17 protein-coding genes and 2 pseudogenes are annotated in these 19,052 nt (G+C 43.6%); 9 read left to right on the forward strand and 10 right to left on the reverse strand.

All coding sequences use genetic code 11. The features are described 5' to 3' along the window. Positions 1–182: 182 nt before the first annotated feature. Positions 183–1,727, forward strand: coding sequence for a DNA phosphorothioation system sulfurtransferase DndC (dndC, locus tag PLE7327_RS18290; RefSeq protein WP_015145261.1), 1,545 nt, complete (start codon positions 183–185; stop codon positions 1,725–1,727). A 408-nt stretch (positions 1,728–2,135) separates the two neighbouring features. Here the strand turns inward: dndC and PLE7327_RS18295 are convergent, their stop codons facing one another. Further along, complete coding sequence (locus PLE7327_RS18295; protein ID WP_015145262.1) at positions 2,136–2,648, reverse strand: hypothetical protein; 513 nt, start codon at positions 2,646–2,648, stop codon at positions 2,136–2,138. 239 nt (positions 2,649–2,887) lie between these two features. Here PLE7327_RS18295 and PLE7327_RS23670 point away from each other — a divergent pair, with 239 nt between their 5' ends. Together PLE7327_RS23670 and PLE7327_RS18300 are read left to right on the forward strand one after the other, a co-directional pair. After that, a complete protein-coding gene (locus PLE7327_RS23670) occupies positions 2,888–3,025 on the forward strand; it encodes a photosystem II reaction center protein K (protein WP_071880619.1) in 138 nt (45 codons plus the stop codon). Positions 3,026–3,235: 210 nt separating this feature from the next. Then, on the forward strand, positions 3,236–3,958 hold the full coding sequence (locus tag PLE7327_RS18300; protein ID WP_015145264.1) for a HEAT repeat domain-containing protein: 723 nt from the start codon (positions 3,236–3,238) through the stop codon (positions 3,956–3,958). 197 nt (positions 3,959–4,155) lie between these two features. Here the strand turns inward: PLE7327_RS18300 and PLE7327_RS18305 are convergent, their stop codons facing one another. Further along, positions 4,156–5,769, reverse strand: a complete 1,614-nt coding sequence (locus PLE7327_RS18305; RefSeq protein WP_015145265.1) for a mechanosensitive ion channel — start codon at positions 5,767–5,769, stop codon at positions 4,156–4,158. A gap of 315 nt (positions 5,770–6,084) precedes the next feature. Here PLE7327_RS18305 and PLE7327_RS18310 point away from each other — a divergent pair, with 315 nt between their 5' ends. Further along, positions 6,085–6,549 (forward strand): pentapeptide repeat-containing protein, encoded by a 465-nt coding sequence (locus PLE7327_RS18310; protein ID WP_015145266.1) that lies wholly within the window; start codon positions 6,085–6,087, stop codon positions 6,547–6,549. A 258-nt stretch (positions 6,550–6,807) separates the two neighbouring features. Here the strand turns inward: PLE7327_RS18310 and PLE7327_RS18315 are convergent, their stop codons facing one another. The 4 genes from PLE7327_RS18315 to hemF form a co-directional block, all read right to left on the reverse strand. Then, positions 6,808–7,101: an RNA-binding protein gene (locus tag PLE7327_RS18315; RefSeq protein ID WP_015145267.1), complete on the reverse strand. Its 294-nt coding sequence runs from the start codon at positions 7,099–7,101 to the stop codon at positions 6,808–6,810. Positions 7,102–7,732: 631 nt separating this feature from the next. Then, on the reverse strand, positions 7,733–9,130 hold the full coding sequence (hemN, locus tag PLE7327_RS18320; protein WP_015145268.1) for an oxygen-independent coproporphyrinogen III oxidase: 1,398 nt from the start codon (positions 9,128–9,130) through the stop codon (positions 7,733–7,735). A 6-nt stretch (positions 9,131–9,136) separates the two neighbouring features. Continuing rightward, positions 9,137–9,889: a heme oxygenase (biliverdin-producing) gene (locus PLE7327_RS18325; RefSeq protein ID WP_015145269.1), complete on the reverse strand. Its 753-nt coding sequence runs from the start codon at positions 9,887–9,889 to the stop codon at positions 9,137–9,139. Between the two features lie 112 nt (positions 9,890–10,001). Further along, entirely contained in the window at positions 10,002–11,048 is a 1,047-nt protein-coding gene (gene hemF, locus PLE7327_RS18330) for an oxygen-dependent coproporphyrinogen oxidase (RefSeq protein ID WP_015145270.1), read from the reverse strand. A 164-nt stretch (positions 11,049–11,212) separates the two neighbouring features. Here hemF and acsF point away from each other — a divergent pair, with 164 nt between their 5' ends. Next, a complete protein-coding gene (gene acsF / locus PLE7327_RS18335; protein WP_015145271.1) occupies positions 11,213–12,289 on the forward strand; it encodes a magnesium-protoporphyrin IX monomethyl ester (oxidative) cyclase in 1,077 nt (358 codons plus the stop codon). Between the two features lie 95 nt (positions 12,290–12,384). Here acsF and tnpA read toward each other — a convergent pair whose 3' ends face one another. After that, positions 12,385–12,786 (reverse strand): IS200/IS605 family transposase, encoded by a 402-nt coding sequence (tnpA, locus tag PLE7327_RS23675; RefSeq protein ID WP_015145272.1) that lies wholly within the window; start codon positions 12,784–12,786, stop codon positions 12,385–12,387. Positions 12,787–12,832: 46 nt separating this feature from the next. Between tnpA and PLE7327_RS26730 the strand changes: the two are divergent. The 4 genes and pseudogenes from PLE7327_RS26730 to PLE7327_RS18350 all read left to right on the forward strand — a co-directional run. Then, a pseudogene (locus PLE7327_RS26730) lies at positions 12,833–12,999 on the forward strand (RNA-guided endonuclease TnpB family protein); the annotation flags it as partial. A 181-nt stretch (positions 13,000–13,180) separates the two neighbouring features. Then, the gene (locus tag PLE7327_RS18340) at positions 13,181–14,548 is read left to right on the forward strand and encodes an IS4 family transposase (protein WP_041393556.1); all 1,368 of its coding nucleotides are present in this window, start codon (positions 13,181–13,183) and stop codon (positions 14,546–14,548) included. A 35-nt stretch (positions 14,549–14,583) separates the two neighbouring features. Next, positions 14,584–15,213 (forward strand): annotated as a pseudogene (locus PLE7327_RS18345) (ATP-binding cassette domain-containing protein); the annotation flags it as partial. Positions 15,214–15,236: 23 nt separating this feature from the next. After that, on the forward strand, positions 15,237–16,814 hold the full coding sequence (locus PLE7327_RS18350; protein WP_015145274.1) for an HlyD family efflux transporter periplasmic adaptor subunit: 1,578 nt from the start codon (positions 15,237–15,239) through the stop codon (positions 16,812–16,814). Positions 16,815–16,832: 18 nt separating this feature from the next. On the opposite strand, the gene PLE7327_RS18355 is transcribed toward PLE7327_RS18350, so the two are convergent. The 3 genes from PLE7327_RS18355 to PLE7327_RS18370 all read right to left on the reverse strand — a co-directional run bounded on the left by PLE7327_RS18355 (position 16,833) and on the right by PLE7327_RS18370 (position 19,020). Beyond that, entirely contained in the window at positions 16,833–17,519 is a 687-nt protein-coding gene (locus PLE7327_RS18355; RefSeq protein WP_015145275.1) for an ATP synthase F0 subunit B, read from the reverse strand. Positions 17,520–17,575: 56 nt separating this feature from the next. Continuing rightward, positions 17,576–18,049 (reverse strand): pantetheine-phosphate adenylyltransferase, encoded by a 474-nt coding sequence (coaD, locus tag PLE7327_RS18360; RefSeq protein ID WP_015145276.1) that lies wholly within the window; start codon positions 18,047–18,049, stop codon positions 17,576–17,578. 467 nt (positions 18,050–18,516) lie between these two features. Next, a complete protein-coding gene (locus tag PLE7327_RS18370; protein WP_015145278.1) occupies positions 18,517–19,020 on the reverse strand; it encodes an HNH endonuclease in 504 nt (167 codons plus the stop codon). Between the last annotated feature and the right edge of the window lie 32 nt (positions 19,021–19,052).

The raw sequence follows: 19,052 nt of genomic DNA on the forward strand, positions 1-19,052 counted from the left end.
AAATCAAATAGACTTGCTATAGAACGCAGCAGATAAAATGAGCTTGTTGGTAATGGTATTTTGAAAAGTAAATGAGGACAACTGCGTTGTTATGGTGTTGCTTTCAATTTAAAGAAATTGTTGTGTCTTTCTCCTGCATATCCGATATAAAGCGTAAGACTAAATTTTAGGAGTTTTTGGACATGACGGCAACCCAACCATCTCTATTTCCGTCTCGGACTGTAACTGAGTTGGTAGAAGATATCAAGAAGCTGACTCAAGAAATCCAGGAGTTGTATTGTCAAGATGCTATTCCCTGGATTATAGGAGTGTCGTGGGGAAAGGATAGCACAGCAGTCTTACAACTTGTCTGGAATGCGATCGCCGCTTTACCAATAGAAAAGCGACATAAATCTATTCACGTTATAACCACGGATACTTTAGTAGAGAATCCGATTGTTGTTGCCTGGGTACGTAAATCAATACGGCAACTTAAAACAGCAGCAAAAAAACAACAAATACCACTAGAAGCTCATTTACTTTATCCAGAGGTTAAAGATAGATACTGGGTAGGTCTAATTGGAAAAGGTTATCCGGCACCACGCTTAAAATTTCGATGGTGTACTGGGAGACTAAAAATTAATTCGTCTAACCGATTTATCCGTGATGTTATACGTACCTGTGGCGAGACGATTCTTATATTAGGCACTCGAAAAGCTGAAAGTTCCAGACGTGCTGCCGTAATGGAAAAATTAGAAGCAAAGCGAGTACGCGATCGCTTAAGTCCTAATGCCAGTCTTCCCAATTCCCTGGTTTACAGTCCTATTGAAGACTGGCGTACTGATGAAGTTTGGTTGTACTTAATGCAATGGGAGAATCCTTGGGGCAATAGCAACAAAGATTTACTTGCCATATATAGAGGAGCAACAGCAGATAATGAATGTCCTTTAGTTGTAGATACTTCAACTCCGAGTTGCGGCAGTTCTCGATTTGGTTGCTGGGTTTGTACACTGGTTGATAGTGATAAATCTTTATCAGCAATGATCCAAAATGACGAGGAGAAAGAATGGTTACAACCGCTAGTAGATCTTCGTCTTGAACTAGATATAGAAAACGATCGCGATAAAAGAGACTTCCGTAGAATCTACGGTAAGGTAGAACTATTTGAACGGAATGTAGAAGGTGAAATATCTATCGAACCCATTCCCGGTCCTTATACAAAATACTGGCGGGAACATTGGTTAAGACGAGTCCTCGAAGCACAAGTTAAAGTCCGTCAAAATGCACCTGAAGAATTTCAAGACATTACCTTAATTACTCCAGAAGAATTGAGTGAAATTCGACGCATCTGGTTAGAAGAAAAACACGAATTTGATGACAGCTTACCTCGCATTTATGAAGAAGTGACAGGCGAACCTTTTCACGATCGAAGACCTGGAGCAAGTACTAGCTTATTAGGTAGCGATGAATGGGATGTATTAGAAGAAATTTGTAGCGACGATGCCATGCACTTAGAATTAATGGCAAGACTCCTCGACACCGAACGCCAATATTACACCAAATCTCGCCGGGTCGGAATTTATGAAACTCTAGAAAAATGTTTTGAAAGCAGTTCTCGTTCAAAAAAAGAAGCGATAGAAAATGCACATTTAAAACGGAATTTGAAATCTGCTGCGGGTGAGGGAGATATTAATAAGGTAAAGCAGCTTACCTGGGCAAATATTAAATTCTCGAAGAAAGAGAAATAAACCTGCTGCTAGGGATTTAAATCCCTAGCTAATAGCAAAAGTCCTCTTAAGAGGATTTAAACGATTACAAAATTTTAGTCCATTTAAATGGACTTGCACTATTAGCCAAGAAATTAATTTCTTGGCGAGTGATGAAACAAACTAGAATTCTAGTGCTTAGGAGGATCGCCTTGATGATTATCTTCTTCTAAAGATGCGATCGCTGTTTCTGATTGATGATGTTCTTTCTGATTAAGAATATAAGTCAACTCCCGCTTGGGAATTAATTCCCACGCTTATCGCAAAAGTCCGCTTAAGAGGACATCCCAAAAGTCTATTTTGTCGATCGCGAAATAGTCAATAGTCATTTATCCTTTGCATTTTTGCCAATAACGAATGACCAATGACAAAGGACAAATGACCAATTGATTAACTAGCTAAAACCAAGTTAACATCATTCGTTCCTTCGGTTTCTCCCTGACCCGATTTAATCTGTTTGCCATTGACTTCGACGGCAAACGGCGTGTTAGCCAGGTTGATATTATAATCCGTCTTTTGATCGGTGTAGCCAACGCTAGCAATCATATCGCGTCCCGATTCATTGTAGATGAACGCTAACATCTGGTTCTTGTTTTGTTCGTTGTCGCGTGCCCAGATAACCATGTAATCTTCTCCCTGATATTCAAAGACTTTGGGCGGACGATTGGCAACGTAACGACCGGGTTTACCAAAGCTTTTGTCGAGAAAGTCCTGTACGGAACTGGGTTCTACTACAGCATAGGCAACCTCTTGGTTAGAGGTTGCTTGTTGGTCTCCTTGACTTTCATCGACTTTTTCTTCTTGACCCCGATTGCGTAGATAGTCAACAGCGGCTTTTGTTCCGATGGCACCGACGGCTGCTATACCTGCGCCGATGAGTATGTTACGAAGTTTATTACTCATGATTTTTCCTCAAAATTCAGCAATTACGGCGGTATTAATTTTCTATTACTTCACAATCTTCTAACTTCTTCCCAAAGATATATCAGCTTACGCAGCAGAACACAAGACTGTTAAAGGTTTGCGATCGCGCTTTTGAAAAGCTTACCTTTAAAATTGAGATAATTAATATCTACAAGCCAAATCGTGATAAAATTCCTTTTACCATTTAAGAAAAAATTGTTGGAAAGGTAAATAGATAGATGGAAGCTGCAATGCTGTTAGCAAAACTACCCGAAGCTTACCAAATTTTCGATCCTCTGGTAGATGTTCTGCCGCTCATTCCTCTGTTCTTTCTGTTACTTGCTTTTGTATGGCAAGCTGCTGTTGGATTCAGATAAACTGTTGCATTCGATGAAAAGATTGGGGCATCCGTCGAGGGTGCCCTTCTATTCTTCTTCAATTTTCTAAAACAGAGAAAGCCTCTTCGTTTTCTGTTTTCTCCCTATAACTGGTAGGCTTCTGCCTTCAATCTTTGTGAGTGCGCTTTGAGTTAAAGAGAAGCTGACGGAATGCTAAATTAGTGCAATGGCGATCGATGCTCAATAGTCATGGTAATTGACGAAGAAGTAAAATCCCTAATTCAAGCAGTCGATAAAGCCGATTCTGCTGAGGGATTATTAGAAGCTGTAAAAGCGTTGGTGGCAGTTCGTCACGAAGCAGCCATTCCCACGCTGATTGAAGTTCTCGGTTATAACAATCCGGGTGCAGCCGTTGCCGCAGTAGAGGGATTGATCGATATAGGAGAAGCTGCTGTCTCTCATCTGTTAGAAAAAATAGATGGCTACAATTATGGAGCCAGAGCTTGGGCAACTCGTGCTTTAGCTGGGATTGGCGACCCACGCGCTCTCGATCTCCTATTAGATGCAGCCAGTAATGATTTTTCCTTAAGCGTGCGTCGGGCAGCAGCAAAGGGACTCGGCAGTATTCGTTGGTCAAATTTACCAGCCGAGGAAGTTTTACCTGCCCAAAATAAGGTTCTCGATACTCTCTTGCTCGTTTCTCAGGATGTGGAATGGGTAGTGCGTTACGGAGCGGTTGTGGGATTGCAATCGCTTTCTAGTGCTACGGCTAAAACTCTGCCCCATTTTGAGAAACAAATTTTAGCTCGATTTGAACAGATGCTGGAAATAGAGCCAGAATTGATCGTTCGCGTCCGCGTGCAGTTAGCCTTACAGCAGATTGAGGAAAAGACTGGGAGACGGGGAGACGGGGGGAAAGACAATGCAGGGGGGAAAGGGGAAGAGGGAAAGGGAAAAGATCTATATCTATAAACATTTCCCCTTTACCCAAAACCCCCTTTCCCAAACCTTTGTGTTTCTCATGTAACCTTTTACCCTAATCCCAATAACCAATGACAAAGGACAATTGACTAATCTCCAATCCTTTTATCCAAAAGGGTTTCTAATTAAAAATGCCCGCAAGCTTTAGCCTGGGGCGATTGATTGAAAAAATTTTGTTCATTAGGTTGCTATTGCTTGAAATTATTCAACCATTCTCGCAATTGTTCGCTTGCTAACTCTCTTCCTCCCAAACCGAAGGCGAGCGCGATCGCAGCAGCAATACCGCCAACCAGTATGCCAAAGGCTAAATTGACAATATTGGGAGCAATTCCCATTTGTTGTAATGCCATTGCCGAAACTAAGACGACAATACTAATTCGAGCCGTCTGTGCGACAAACCTCGCCTGACGAGTTCCGCCGCTCGCAATCAAATTAAAAGCGAGATTTGCCAGATATAAGCCGATCGCAAATACCACCACGGCAACGAGAACTTGACCCGCAATCACTAGCAAACCGCCGACTAACGCTTGTAGCACTTGTATTTGTAGGATATCTACCGCCGTCAAGGTAGCGATCGCCATAATTGCCACCAAGACAATAATTCCTACCAATTCTGATGGCGTGCGCCTTTGGGGAGGGACAACTTCTACGCCAGGTTCGGGTGGAGGGGGTGAAAGCGCGGCAAGACCCAACCATTGAAAAACGTTATTGAAGCCGATGCTAGTGAGGATGTTAGTAACTATCTCAGCGATATACCGTCCGCCAACATAAGCAAGCGCTAAAACCACTGCGGCTGCAAAAAGCCTGGGCAAAAGGTTCAGAACCTGGTTGAGCATTTGCGTGGCTGGCGCGGAAATTGCTTGAATTTGAAGGGCATCTAAGGCAGTAATAGCAACGGGAATCAAAATCAAAACATAGACGATCGTGCCTAGAATCTGAGACAAAGGCTGGCGGCCAGCCGTCGCCGATAGTCCAAATCTCTCTCCAACTCGATCTGTGCCTACAGCAGCTAAAAGATTTGTCACCACCCGGCGCACTATCTGAGCAATCAGCCAACCTACCGCACCAATAAGGATAGCTGCTAAAACATTGGGCAGAATTGCCAAAATTTCATTGAGCAGCGACTGTATCGGAACTAGCGTTCCCTCTAAGTTAAGAGCGCTCAGAATAGATGGCAAAAAGAGCAAAAAGATAAACCAATAAAGCGCGTTAGCGATGGTTTCGCTCAAGGCAATCTGGTTTTGTTGAGTCTCATCGCTGATTTGCTGGTTTAATCGCTCGTCGATTCGCAATCCCGTAAGGATTCTTACGACTACGAATTTAGTTATCGTCGCCAGTATCCAGGCAATGCCTAACAAAATTACTGCCCCTAACAGTTGCGGCAAAAAGCTAGTAATCCTTGCTAGCAGAGAATTAAGAGGTTGGGAAACCGCCTCAAGCTGAAGGGCATTTAAAAAAGCAACAATGGCAAAGAGAAGGATCAGCCAAAACACTAGATCGCCTACCCATTTTTCTACAGGCAGGGATTCTCCTTGCTGCCTTCCACCTATCCAATTGGCAATTTGGTTATCAATCTGGGTTCGATTGAGAAGTTTGCGAGTGATTCCTCTAGCAATTAGAGCCACCACCCAACCAACGATTAAGATCAGAATCGCTTTAATTAGGGTGAAAACGTCTTGCCCTAATATTTGAGAAATTTGTGCGTTCAATGGTAATGGTTGCTGATTCTGTCCGGATATCTGTGCCAGGATAATCGGCATTAGTATTAGTTTGGGTGCTATGAAGCCTGTTAGGTAAGTCATTTCTCCCAAAGTTTATTTTGGCTTTAATATACCTGGTTTGATTGGGTTAGGCAAAATTTTGCCAAATTAACTCTAGATAGCAATAATTTGTATTATCCTACACAAAGAAGCACTTACAGATCTCAGTTTGAATGATACAAAAATTTACTTGCATTGGAGGGAATTAATCCGTTCGGCAATCGCTAGTTATTTTATAGTATCTCTTTTTCTTCTTTTAAACCTTCAAGAATTTGGCATACTTCCGATTGTATTGGTGTTAATAGTACTTGTAGTATTTTTGATTACCACTATTTGCCAAGGTCTAGGAACAGGGATATGAGTAGGGATAGTGGCATTAACAGTAACTATACTGATAGCAGTGCTAGCGGTATGGGGGGAGCGAAGTCCGGGGCATTAGTAGTAGGAATTATTGGAACGGGTGCGCTACTCGATCTTGCTTGCCTTAGAACAACTTATCTTCAAAACGCAAAATTAAGGTACTTATTAATTACTGGTAAAGGACAGAATAAAAACTTCAATCGCCAAGGTTTGCAAGGTATTAATCTACAGGAATTTGAGCTAACAGGCGCTAGTTTTGTAGATGCAGATCTTAGCCAAGTTAACTTGCAGGAAACCAAATTATTTGAAGCAAAGCTAGTACGAACAAATCTAGACCAAGCTAACTTAAGTAATGCTCGTCTTACCGGAGCGTATATTGAAAACTGGGGAATTACGAGGAAAACTAGATTTGATGGAGTTCGATGCGAATACGTTATTAGCCCATTCAGCCTGAAAACCTGAGATCTTGTAGTAGTTGCATCATCCGCCGGGGAATTAATTCCCCGTCTCGTATATCAAGTCCATTTTAATGGACTGAAACACTTCTTTAGTCGTCTTGAGACGATTTTATATATGAAGCAGCGATTTTAATCGAGGGACGGTCATTGACCAATAGTACAAGACTCAGTTGTCGGCGTTAAAGGGCGAAGATGATAAACATCTCCACCCCAACAATTGTCAGCTAGTGAGCAACGTCTAAGAAGGATTTAATCTTTCAGCTTAGTATCGCTTCGAGTAGTTGCTATTGCTACGACCGTTGTCGCCATTGTTTTCGCGAGGTTTCGCTTGATTGACTTTCATCTCGCGACCGTACCACTCAGCCCCATCGAGGGCTTCAATGGCAGATGTTTCTTCAGCTGCCGTTTCCATTTCTACAAAAGCAAAGCCGCGCATGCGACCCGTTTCGCGGTCGGTGGGAATGTGAACTCGTTTGACAGAACCATATTCCGCAAATACGGAATTAAGATCTGCTTGTGTAACCTCGTAAGATAAGTTACCTACAAAAATAGACATAGATTGTCTCCTAGATCGGAAGGTGTGTAGAGATTGAGATTTCGGAGAGAATCCTGCCAAGACTAAATCAGAAAAACCTGTCAATACTAATAACAAACTCTGCTACCGATATTTTTCTCAATTGATATTATCATCATAGCACTAAATTTTTGTTTTGCTCCTGAGCGTAAACATCAAGAATTTTCTGGCGTAAATCAATCGAATTACAATCCAGGCTCTAAGAGGACATCCCAAAAGTCCATTTTGTCATTTCCAGTGCAGTAAAACGTAACGAAGAATCTCTGTTTGGAGTTGGTCTACTCAGATGTTTCGCTTCGCGATCGCTACGCTCAACATGACGAAGTGCTTTTCAGGCTCCGCCGTCTCGCGGCGGAGTACCTTGCACCTTCTATACTTCTGGGACAACCTCTAAACAACGTACTTGGCAACTAGAAAAAGCAAAAGAAATTTTGCTTGGCTAGCGATCGCTCCAAACTCCAATCGTACTGGCACGTAATTTAGGCAGAACGGGACAATCTATTGAGGTAAAAACTCTCGCTCGGTTAACCAAAGAAGATGTCAACTTGCAAACAAAAGTTAAGCGATCGAAGCGCCCAAAAACTTCGAGGCAAGATTTTATATCGTTTTGATATTATACGGCTTGGGAAAACCGATCGCTTTGCTGAGTCCTAAGATAGATATCGAACACGGATGCAATGTTTCTAATCAGCAACCGTCCCGCCGGAGTCACTCGAATGAGATCGCCTCTGAGTTCGAGCAACCCGTCTGCCTCTAGCAAGCGTAAATTATACCGTTCTTTCAAGAAATACTCTTTCCAGTCGAGGTCAAAGCCGAGATGATATTTGTCTTCAATATCATCTGGTGAAAGCTGAAATTGACACATTAACTCCATAATCGCGGTTCGACGAATGATGTCGTCTCGACTGAGAGTGACTCCCCTTTCGATTGGTAATTCTTGTGCGTCGATCGCTCGATCGTATCGCTTTAACCGTTTATGGTTTTGCACGTAAACATCTTGCAACATACTAATGGAAGTCATGCCAAAACCAAGTAAATCGGATTCTGGCTGGGTGGTGTATCCTTGAAAGTTGCGATGCAATTGCCCGTTTCGCTGGGCGATCGCTAGTTCGTCATTGGGTTTGGCAAAATGATCCATGCCAATGAATACGTAACCATTCCCAGTCAATTCCTCAATGGTCATTTTGAGAATATTCAGCTTTTCGGCAGACTGTGGCAAAGCTTCTTGAGGAATGCGCCGTTGAATGGGTTTCATCCAAGGCACGTAAGCAAAATTAAAGACGGCAATGCGATCGGGATCGAGGTCAATCGTCTTACGAACCGTGTCCTTAAATGTCTCTAAGGTTTGATAGGGTAACCCATAGATTAAATCGACGTTGACACTCTCAAATCCTGCTGAACGAATCCAATCCATTGCCCCAAACAACATTGCTTCTGGTTGAATGCGGTTGACGGCTTGTTGCACTCTGGGATTAAAGTCTTGAATCCCGAAACTAATGCGGTTAAATCCTAAGTTTCTTAAAAAGAGGATATAGTCTTTGTCTAAAAAACGAGGATTAACCTCGATGGAAACTTCGGCGTTGGGAGCGAATTGAAAATATTGATTCAATGTCGTCCAAAGGGCTTCAATCTGTTTCAAGGAAAGGTAATTGGGCGTACCGCCACCCCAATGAAGTTGGCAAACTTGGCGATCGCGATCCACGAGAGTGGCCATTTGTTGAATATGGCGACTGATGTAATTGAGATAAAGCTCCGCTATCTGCTTGCGTTGGGTAATAACCGTATTGCAACCACAGAAATAGCAGGCGGTCTCGCAAAAGGGAATATGACAGTAAAGCGATAGAGGTGTCTTTTTGCGATTCCCCACAGCGATCGCCGCTCTAAAATCAATTTCTTCAAAGGCTTCTTTCAGTTCCGTTGCGGGTGGGTAGCTAGTATATCGCGGCAAGGGGCGATCGTATTTTCTCAGTAAATTTGGCTCGAATTCGACGACTTGGGATAGCAGTTTCATGTTCTCCTATTCGGCTTTAACAAGTTCAACTGATGTATTACCCGGCGAACGCTCCGTACTACCTGGCTTGTCTTGACGGGTGAGTAGCTCGAAAATGCGATCGCCAATAGCAGCTTTCACCTCCGGTTCTAGTTCGCGAACCACGTCGCGATTCAGTTCAAAGGCATAGTTTGCCTCGTCCACAATCTTTTGAGCTAAAGTATCATCAACGGGTAAGGAATCTAAAGTATCGCGGTATTTCTCCTTAAAAGCGCGTTTTGCTGCGACGGTTGGCAGGCGATCGAATTCATAAAATGCCGTTCCCTCGCCTGCTGGCAAATTCATCGCCGAACGGACAATATTTTTCAATGCCTGACCACCAGAAAGATCGCCCATATACCTAACATAGGCATGGGCGATGAGAAGTACGGGTTCCGTTTTAGCAACCTGACGAATGCGAGCAACATAATCTTGACCGACTTGAGAGGGAGCAATTTGCTCTCGCCAGTTTTCGCCGTAGTAAAAAGCCAAGTCTTTCTCCAGATTTTCTTTGCGATTCAGTTCGGGGAAATAAAGCAAACCGACGACAGGATGATGGCGATGGCGATGGAACTCTTCTTCTATGGCGCTGTAGACGAAATACAAATTGGCGATGAGCTTGCGGAAGGGTTCTTTTTCGACAATGCCTTTGAGAAAACATTTCATAAAGGCTGTATTTTCCGCCATTGTATGAGACTGTTTCGTTCCTTCCCGTAACTTGTTGGCTAAATGACTACTCATAGTAAATTCCTCATGGCTAAAGAAAGATGGATGTAGCGATCGCGCTCTTATATCAAGTCCGAGCAAACAGTTATGAATAACTGGTAAACACTTGGACGCACGAAAAGCGAATTTAAATCGACCAGTCTTCAACAGACCAATTGACCCAATCTTGGGGTTTGAGAAAGACTTCGTACAGTTGTGCTTCCGGCGTTCCGGGTTGGGGTTGGTAATTATATTCCCATCGCGCTAGCGGCGGCAGGGACATCAAAATCGATTCCGTTCGTCCGTTGGTTTGCAAGCCAAAAACCGTGCCGCGATCGTAAACGAGATTAAACTCTACATAGCGTCCCCGACGGTAAAGTTGGAACTGACGCTCGCGATCGCTATACTGGGTGTCTTGCCGCCGCTCTACAATTGGCAGATAGGCTGGCAAAAAAGCGCGACCGCAACTTTGAACGAAAGCAAATAGCTCCTCCCAACTGCGAGGAATCGTCCCAACTTGACGGCTATAAATAGCTGCCTCACCCTCTGGGTCGGGTCCGCAATAGAGCTTCCCGCGAGCATCCTGATAATCAAAAAAGATACCTCCAACTCCTCGCGCTTCCTGGCGGTGTTTTAAGTAAAAATATTCATCGCACCAGCGTTTAAAAGCGGGATAGTATTCGAGGTGGTGAGCGTCACAAGCGTTCTTAATCGTAGAATGGAAGTGAATGACATCCTCGACAAAGGGATAGTAAGGCGTTAAATCTACGCCACCCCCAAACCACCAAATCGGTCCTGCCTCAAAGTAGCGGTAGTTGAGATGTACGGTGGGAACGTAGGGATTTCGGGGGTGGAGAACCATCGAAGTTCCGGTGGCATAGAAGTTATGTCCTGCCGCCTCTGGACGCTGAGCGAGAATAGAAGCGGGAAGACTATCTCCCCAAACCTCAGAAAAGTTTACCCCGCCTTGTTCAAATACTCGACCGTCTCGAATAACGCGGGTACGTCCGCCCCCACCTTCTGCTCGTTCCCAGTTATCTTCTTGAAAGCGTGCTTTACCGTCGAGTTGCTGTAGCGCTTGGCAGATTTCGTCTTGTAAGTCCTGTACGAACTGCTTGGCTTTCTGACGAGAATAGGCAGAAGGATATGCTGGTGGGGTTTGTTCCCTAAGTTGATTGGCTAAATGACTGTTCATTTTTCTATTTCTGTTTAGTTTTTACGCTTAATAACCATCGCTTAATAACTATATAGATATATAGACTTTAATCCAATCTAGATTTTTCAAAACTTAATAATTGGAGTCAATTACACTTTTATATTTATAATTTCATATAGCTATTTAGTTAAGTAATTGCACTTATGGTCAATACCTTATCAAAACCCGCCACAGAAGAACCCAAGTCCAATCCTCAAGCCCTTATTCAGGAAACAATTCTCGCGCCTCGGTTTTATACGACAGACTTTGAAGCCGCAGCCAACTTCGATCTTTCCCTTCAGGAAACCGCGCTCAAGGCGATGCTAGATGAGATGCGAACTGACTACAACCGCCGCCATTTCGTTCGCGATGAAGCATTTGAGCAAACTTGGGACGATCTTGACGAAGAAACGCGCAACTCTTTTATCGATTACCTGGAACGCTCCTGTGTCTCAGAATTTTCTGGTTTTCTGCTGTTCAAAGAGTTATCTCGCTCTCTCAAACAGCGCAATCCCCTGCTGGCAGAAATTTTTCACCTGATGGCGCGGGATGAGGCTCGTCATGCGGGATTCCTCAATAAGGCGATGGGTGACTTTAACCGCTCTTTAGACTTAGCACGACTGACCAAAACTCGTACCTATACGTTCTTTCCGCTGGAGTGGGTGATTTATACGGTTTACCTGTCCGAAAAAATTGGCTACTGGCGCTACATTATTATTTACCGTCACCTAGAAAAGCATCCAGAGCATCAGTTTTATCCATTATTTCGTTATTTTGAGAGTTGGTGTCAGGATGAAAATCGTCACGGAGATATTTTCAAGGCACTGCTGCGATCGCAACCCAAACTTTGGAACAATTGGAAAGCTAGACTCTGGAGCCGATTTTTCCTATTATCCGTCTTTGCCACCCACAGTCTAACCGTCCAAGAACGAGCAGGCTTCTATCATTCACTAGGACTCGACGCGACCGAGTTTGACGAGCAAGTGATTCGCAAAACCAATGAAACTGCGGCACGAGCATTCCCCGCTGTCTTAAATGTTGACCATCCTGAATTTTTCCCGCGCATGCAACGGTGTGCAAAGCGAAATCTTAAACTAAAAGCGATTAGCGAGAATAACTTCCCTAAGGTAGTTAAGTTTTTGCAAAAACTTCCTTTATTAGGAGGAATTTTCTGGGATTTGTTTCGTCTTTACCTGATTAAACCCATTGATGCTGAAGCTTTGCGGGGAACGGTGCGTTGAAAACATAAGATAGGCTCTTATTTAACTTTACGAGCCGTGATGGGTAAAGCCCCTGAATTCTATTCAGGGGATATAAGCGAACAGGATGAATTTATTCATCCATGATGGGGGTCATTAATGTATTCCAAAACTTTCTGAGTACTAATTTTTCCAGTCGTATCAAACATATAAGAGTGCGTCCACAAGCTAGGCAATCTTAACAATTCTGGAAACTCTTGTCTTAGTATTCGTGACGATCTCCCCTTAAAAGCTTTAACTACTTGAGAGATTGAATGATGCGGATCGTATTCAACTAATAAATGGATGTAAGCTGGAGCAACTTCTAATGCCTTGATAATCCATTTCTTGTCATTGGCAACAGACTGGAATATCTCAATACATCGAAGCTTCAAGGGTTCATTGCTAGCAAAAACCCTTCTACGTCTACACGGTATCCAAACCAAATGAACAGTAGCTAATCCAACAGCGTGATTGTAGTGATTATCAACAGTTCTCATGTAGATGATTATTGATTATCTACATAACTAATGGTATCATACCCCTATGAAGACACTGAAGTTTAGAGCTTCTATCAACACAAGCGGAACAGATACCTTAAGCGAATGATTAATGCGGCTGGGGGAATCTACAACCATTGTATTGCTCTCCACAAACGCTACTACCCTATGTGGGGCAAGCACTTAAACTGCTCAAAACTTCAGTCTCATATTGGAATGGCACTAAGATAAGGGGAACGCCTTGCGCAATCAACATCGCAGACTTTGTAAGTGCTGAAGTTAGAATGCGTCGCGCGTGCAATGACGATCCAAAATGTTTTCAATTGGGAGAAAAAGCTTTCAAGCCCGTAAAATACTTTTTTGGAACTTGAAAGCCAATTGGAATAATAATATTGTGACAAATCGTGTCAGAATTCTTCAAGAAAAATTTAGGCAGAGTCTGGGACTACCGTTTGAGAATTTATTGCCGTCATGGGAGATTCAAAAAGTTATCGATGAATTAAAAGTTAAATATCGTCGGCGATTATTTGACCCAATAGTAACTCTGTGGACTTTTCTCTCTCAGGTTTTAGATGTTGACAAAAGTTGCCACAATGCAGTGAGCCGAGTGATTGCTTATTTAGCTAATCAAAGAGTAGAAATTCCTAGCTCGGATACGAGTGCTTATTGTCAAGCACGGTCTAGATTACCAGAAAATCTCTTAGAAAAACTTTTTGGTTCTACGGCACAAAGTTTAGAAGAAAAAGTGACAACCCAATATTTGTGGTGCGCTCGCCATGTAAAAGTGATAGATGGAGCTAGCGTGTCGATGCCTGATACGATTGAAAATCAGAAATCTTACCCTCAACCGAGTAGTCAAAAACTAGGGTGTGGTTTTCCAATCGCGAAAATTGGTGTGAGATTTAGCCTCGCTACGGGTGCGGCTATTGCTTTAGTCATCGATGTTCTCAACACTCACGCTCTGAAATTAGCCAGAAAATTGTATCAATTTCTCAAGCCTAATGACATACTTTTAGGCGATCGCGCTTTTTGTGCCTATGCGGATTTGGTGACTCTAATGAACCTTAAGTGTGATGCAGTATTCCGTAAACATCAGTCCCGCCAGATGTCCATGCGTAGAGGAAAACTTTTTGGAGACTGTGACAAACTTGTAATTTGGCATAAACCTAAAAAATGCCCCAATGGATTAAGTGAAGAGGAATTTTTGGCTCTGCCTGAAACTTTGATTGTCCGAGAAATTTCTTACTACATTTTTATTCCTGGATTTCGGACTTCATCTGTTAGCTTAATCACAACTTTACTGGATACAGAAACTTATCCTACATTAGAACTTGTTAAACTTTACGATTGCCGATGGGATGTTGAAGTAAATTTAAAACATCTGAAAACTACTTTGGGCATGGAAGTTTTACGAGGTAAAACTCCCGCTATGGTAGGTAAAGAACTTTATGTTTATTTGCTTGCCTACAATTTGTTACGTACCTTAATGTGGGAATCTGGTACGACTTACGGTGTGCCACCAGTACGCTTATCATTACAAGGAACTCGTCATCACTTGCATAATTTTATTCCTCAATTATTAGCTGCTTCATCCGCACAACTTCATCAAATTTATCGGACTTTACTAAAAGTTGTTGTTCACAAGTCGGTGAGCGATCGCCCCGGCAGAAGTGAACCAAGAGTTCGTAAACGTCGCCCTAAAGCTTATCCTTTGATGAAGCAGCCTAGACATCAGTACGCCGAACAATGGCAAACTGCTTGAATGATAAGTGTTTCCACTTATCTTAGTGCCATTCGGGTAAAGTCATTGCGCCGATCGGCAAATCTGGCTGTGGGAAAAGTACGCTAGTCAAATTAATTGCGGCTTTGTACGCGCCAAAATCTGGCAATATTCGCTTCGGGATTTATAATCAGCAAGACCTCTCCTTAGACTGTTTGCGGCAACAAGTGGTGTTAGTTCCCCAAGACGTTCACTTTTGGGGTCGTTCGATCGTGGAAAACTTTCGCTTGGGATCTCCTTACCTGACGTTCGAGCAGATTGTCAAAGCTTGTCAGATTACTGGGGCAGATGAATTTATCAGTCAATTACCGGAGAAATACCAAACCGTTTTAGGGGAATTTGGTGCCAATCTCTCTGGCGGACAGCGGCAACGGCTAGCGATCGCGAAGGCGATTGTCAATGACCCGCCTATCCTGATTTTAGATGAATCGACTGGCGCTCTCGATCCGGTCAGCGAAGCAGAAGTGCTAAATAACTTATTGCGCCAAAGGCAGGGCAAAACCACCATTCTCATTTCTCACCGCCCCAGAGTCATGCAACGAGCCGATTGGATTGTCATGCTCGATCGCGGTCGCTTAAAACTACAAGGGTCAGTGGAGGCGTTATGTCAACAAACGGGAGATCACCTGGATTTCCTGATTCCTTGAAGATTTCAGGAGTCAAAAGCGAGATGGCTAGTTTACCTAAGCAATTAGAGAACGGGAAGAGGACGGAACGAGAAAGACCGGGAGAAAATCAAGCCTCTAGTTCCTCTCCTCCGACTGCTTCGCCGCTTTCTGTTTTGCCGTCAGTGAGAGAAAATGAATTTCTGCCATCGGTCAGTCGTTGGATGACCTTGGGAGGGCTTTTTATGGTCGCTACGGTGGGGATAGCCCTTGTCTTGGCTGGAGCGATCGAATACAAAGTTACCGTTAAAGCGCGGGCTACTATCCGTCCTGCTGGCGAATTGCGTTTGGTTCAAGCTGCCACCGAGGGATTGGTGAAGGACATTTGGGTGCAAGAGAATCAACCCGTCAAAAAAGGAGATGTCATTGTTACTCTGGATGATTCCCGCCTGCAAACTCAAAAAAGCCAATTGCAGAGTCAGAACCAACAAGCTATCTTACAACTGACTCAACTTAATGCCCAAATCCGAGCGATCGATACTCAGATTTTTGCAGAAACCAATCGAGCCAATCGTGCTGTAGCTTCTGCTCAAGCAGAACTAAGCCGCAGGCAGAGAGAGTATCGAGACCGGCAAATTAGCACTCTGACCGAAGTCCAAGAAGCTCAAGCCAACTTCAAATCGTCCCAGAATGAATGGCAAAGAGCGCGGGCGGAGTTAAAGTCAGCTGAGGCGAATTTAAGATCGGCTGAAGCTTCTTTAAAAGTAGCCCGCAAGAGGCGCGCTCGCTATGAGAAAGTCGCCCGCGCAGGAGCTTTGTCTCAGGATCGATTAGAGGAAGCTCAAATCGCTGTCGCACAGCAAGAACAAGCGGTTGAGATCCAAAAAGCCACGATTGAGGCTCAAAAACAAACGATAGAACAGCGACAACAAGCAGTTAGAGCCTCTATTGCCAGACTGCAACGCGCCAAAACGACCCTCAATCCTACTCAGGCAGAAGTCGCGATCGCCTCCGAACGGGTGGCTCAAGAAAAAGCTACGGGCGAAGCCGCCAGCGCTGCCTTGAGGAGAGAACGAGAAGCTCTGCTCCAGCAACGAATTGCCATTCAAAAACAGCTAGAACGGGACGAACGTCAACTCGAACAGATAGAAATCGACCTCAGAAACATGACGATTAGTGCGACAGCAGACGGGATCGTTGCTAGGCTAAATTTACGCAACTCCGGTCAAACCGTGCGTTCTGGGCAGGAAATCGTTCAACTCGTTCCCCAAAATACTCCCTTGGCGATCAAAGCTGCTGTGTCGCCATCTGACATTAGCAGCGTCAAAGTTGGTCAGCAGGTGCAAATGCAGGTCTCTGCCTGCCCCTATCCAGATTACGGCACTCTCCCAGGTACGGTCAGCAAAATTTCCCCCGACACCATCAAATCTTCAGAGGTTAGTGGCAGCAATCCCGCTACCACGGTCAACCAGAGAACCGCTTTCTACAGGGTGATGATTGAGCCTAAAAGCCTGGTTCTTGGAAAAGGCAAAAACAAATGTACCATCCAATTAGGGATGGAGGGTAGAGCGGATATTATTTCTAGAGAAGAACCTTTTCTCCAATTCCTACTGAGGAAAGCAAGACTGCTTGTGGACGTTTAAAGTGCGATCGGGTTTTCGCTATCGCGTTCTCTTCGTACCGGGAAGCCTCTTGTCCGAGGGAGCTTGGGAGATAGCATTAGGAGATAGCTGCTGTCGTCCGTTGCGAATCACCTGCAACATTTCGCCAAGCTGGTGTTCGATATTACTCAGGACGCGATCGGCATATTCGTCGGCACCATTTTGGATCTCCGCACATTCGGCTTGCGTCCGCTTCAACATTTCCTGAAATTCTTGCTGGGCTGCGCGGCGCATTTGCTCGATTTCAGCAAAAGTCTGTCGTTGCAAGGCTTCGCACTCTTGCTGAACTTGCTGTCGGATTTGATGGGCTTCCCCTTGTGCCCGTTGCACAATTGCCATCTCATCCTCAATTTGTGCTGCCCGTTGGTGAGCCGATTGAATGATCTGTTGTGCGTACTCTTCTGCTTCCGATAAAATTTCCTGCCTCTGCTGAAGGATTTCCATCGCTTTCTCAAAGGCTTCAGGCAAATTCATTCTCACCAAATCTAATTGATTTAGCAATCTATCCTCATCTACCAACGTTCGACGACTCATAGGAACGCGAGGACTATCAAGAATTATCTCTTCGAGTCGGTCGAGTTCTCGTTGAAGATCGAAATCCATAGCACGACCGGGCTTAGACATATTAATCTGTTCGAGTGGACCGTCTTTAGATGAATTACCTGAAGATAGATCTGAGCGAAACATAAAATGATAAATATTTTTCTTTAACAATAGCTTATCAATGAATTTAGAATCTCTTTTTAAGAGTAATATTGATAAATGTCTCTGGCGACATTCTCTGGAACTAGGTGAGCGACGGAACCGCCAAATTTAGCAATTTCTTTAACAATACTGCTACTCAAAAAACTGTACTCTTTAGCCGTTGCTAAAAACACCGTTTCGATTTCATCTCGCAATGTTTTGTTGGTGTGAGCCATCTGTAATTCTTTTTCAAAGTCGGAAAGCACTCGCAGTCCTCGCAAGAGAACTCTAGCGTTACGCAATTTAGCATACTCCACTGTCAGCCCGAGAAAACTATCAACTTCTACATTCGGAAGATGTTGAGTACAGTGACGAATTTGTTCGAGTCGTTTCTCTACTGAAAACATTGGTTGCTTGCTAGTATTACACAACACAGCAACGATAACCCTCTCAAATAGTTGTCCCGCTCTTTCGATGAGATCGAGATGACCCAAAGTAATCGGATCGAAGCTACCAGGATAAATTGCAATCACGAGTCAATTATATATTCCAAATTTGTCTGAGAGTTATTATTCTCTGTTTGCTCGCCTAAAAGCAAGCCCTAATTGTAGACTATTCTTTAGAGATAAAGTCTAAAGAAACTATGAACCCTGGAAAACTTCTCGTACTTGCCGCTATAGCGATTATCGTCCTCAAGTTCGTTGCCTCCCTATTCGGCAAAGGAGATCTCCTTATCTTAAATAGATTGGTTACTGTTCTACTCGCTCTGTTCGTTACCGTTGAGCTTGTTAAGTTAGGGCAAATCCTCTGGGAAAGATTTGTTTAAGCATAAAATTAGAAGCAGGTAGTCCAAACTAATAACTCTTTTGCCTATCTAACATTGACAAGAAAGAGATAGGTTATTGTTTAAACTTGTCAGTTTTTGCTCTAGACATTTTGTTGTTCTATTGAGAGTTAGTTAATTAAAAAAAGGAACGTACTTTAATCAATCGCTCGTTCCTTAACTAATTCCTCCTATTACATATTTTTGCCACTCTTGATTGAGATTGCCCCTAGTGTGTTTGACAATTTCAAAGTGAAGGCTACTGTAAGGTTTTCGCGGTTGATGCCTCAGATGCATGCCTGCTTCTTTTGGGGTGCGATTGCCTTTTTTGACATTGCAACGCACACAAGCCGTTACTAAATTTTCCCAGGTATCTCCACCACCGCGCGAGCGCGGGATCACATGATCTAGGGTTAATTGCTCTCCTTTGTAATTACAGTATTGACAACTGTGACGATCTCGTTCGAGAATATTGCGGCGGGTTAGGGGAATTTCTTTGTAGGGAACGCGAACGTAATGTCGCAGTCGAATGACAGAAGGAAGCGGAAAGTTGGCATACACTTGTTGACCGTTATGTTCTAACTGCTCTGCTTTGCCTTTGAGTAATAAAACGACCGCCCTTCGCCAACTGGTGATATTGAGCGGTTCGTATGAGGCATTTAACACCAGAACCTTGCCCATCGATATCGAAGAGTAAATAATTTTATCCCAGA

This window comes from Pleurocapsa sp. PCC 7327 (assembly GCF_000317025.1).
Classification (GTDB): Bacteria; Cyanobacteriota; Cyanobacteriia; order Cyanobacteriales; family Microcystaceae; genus Hydrococcus.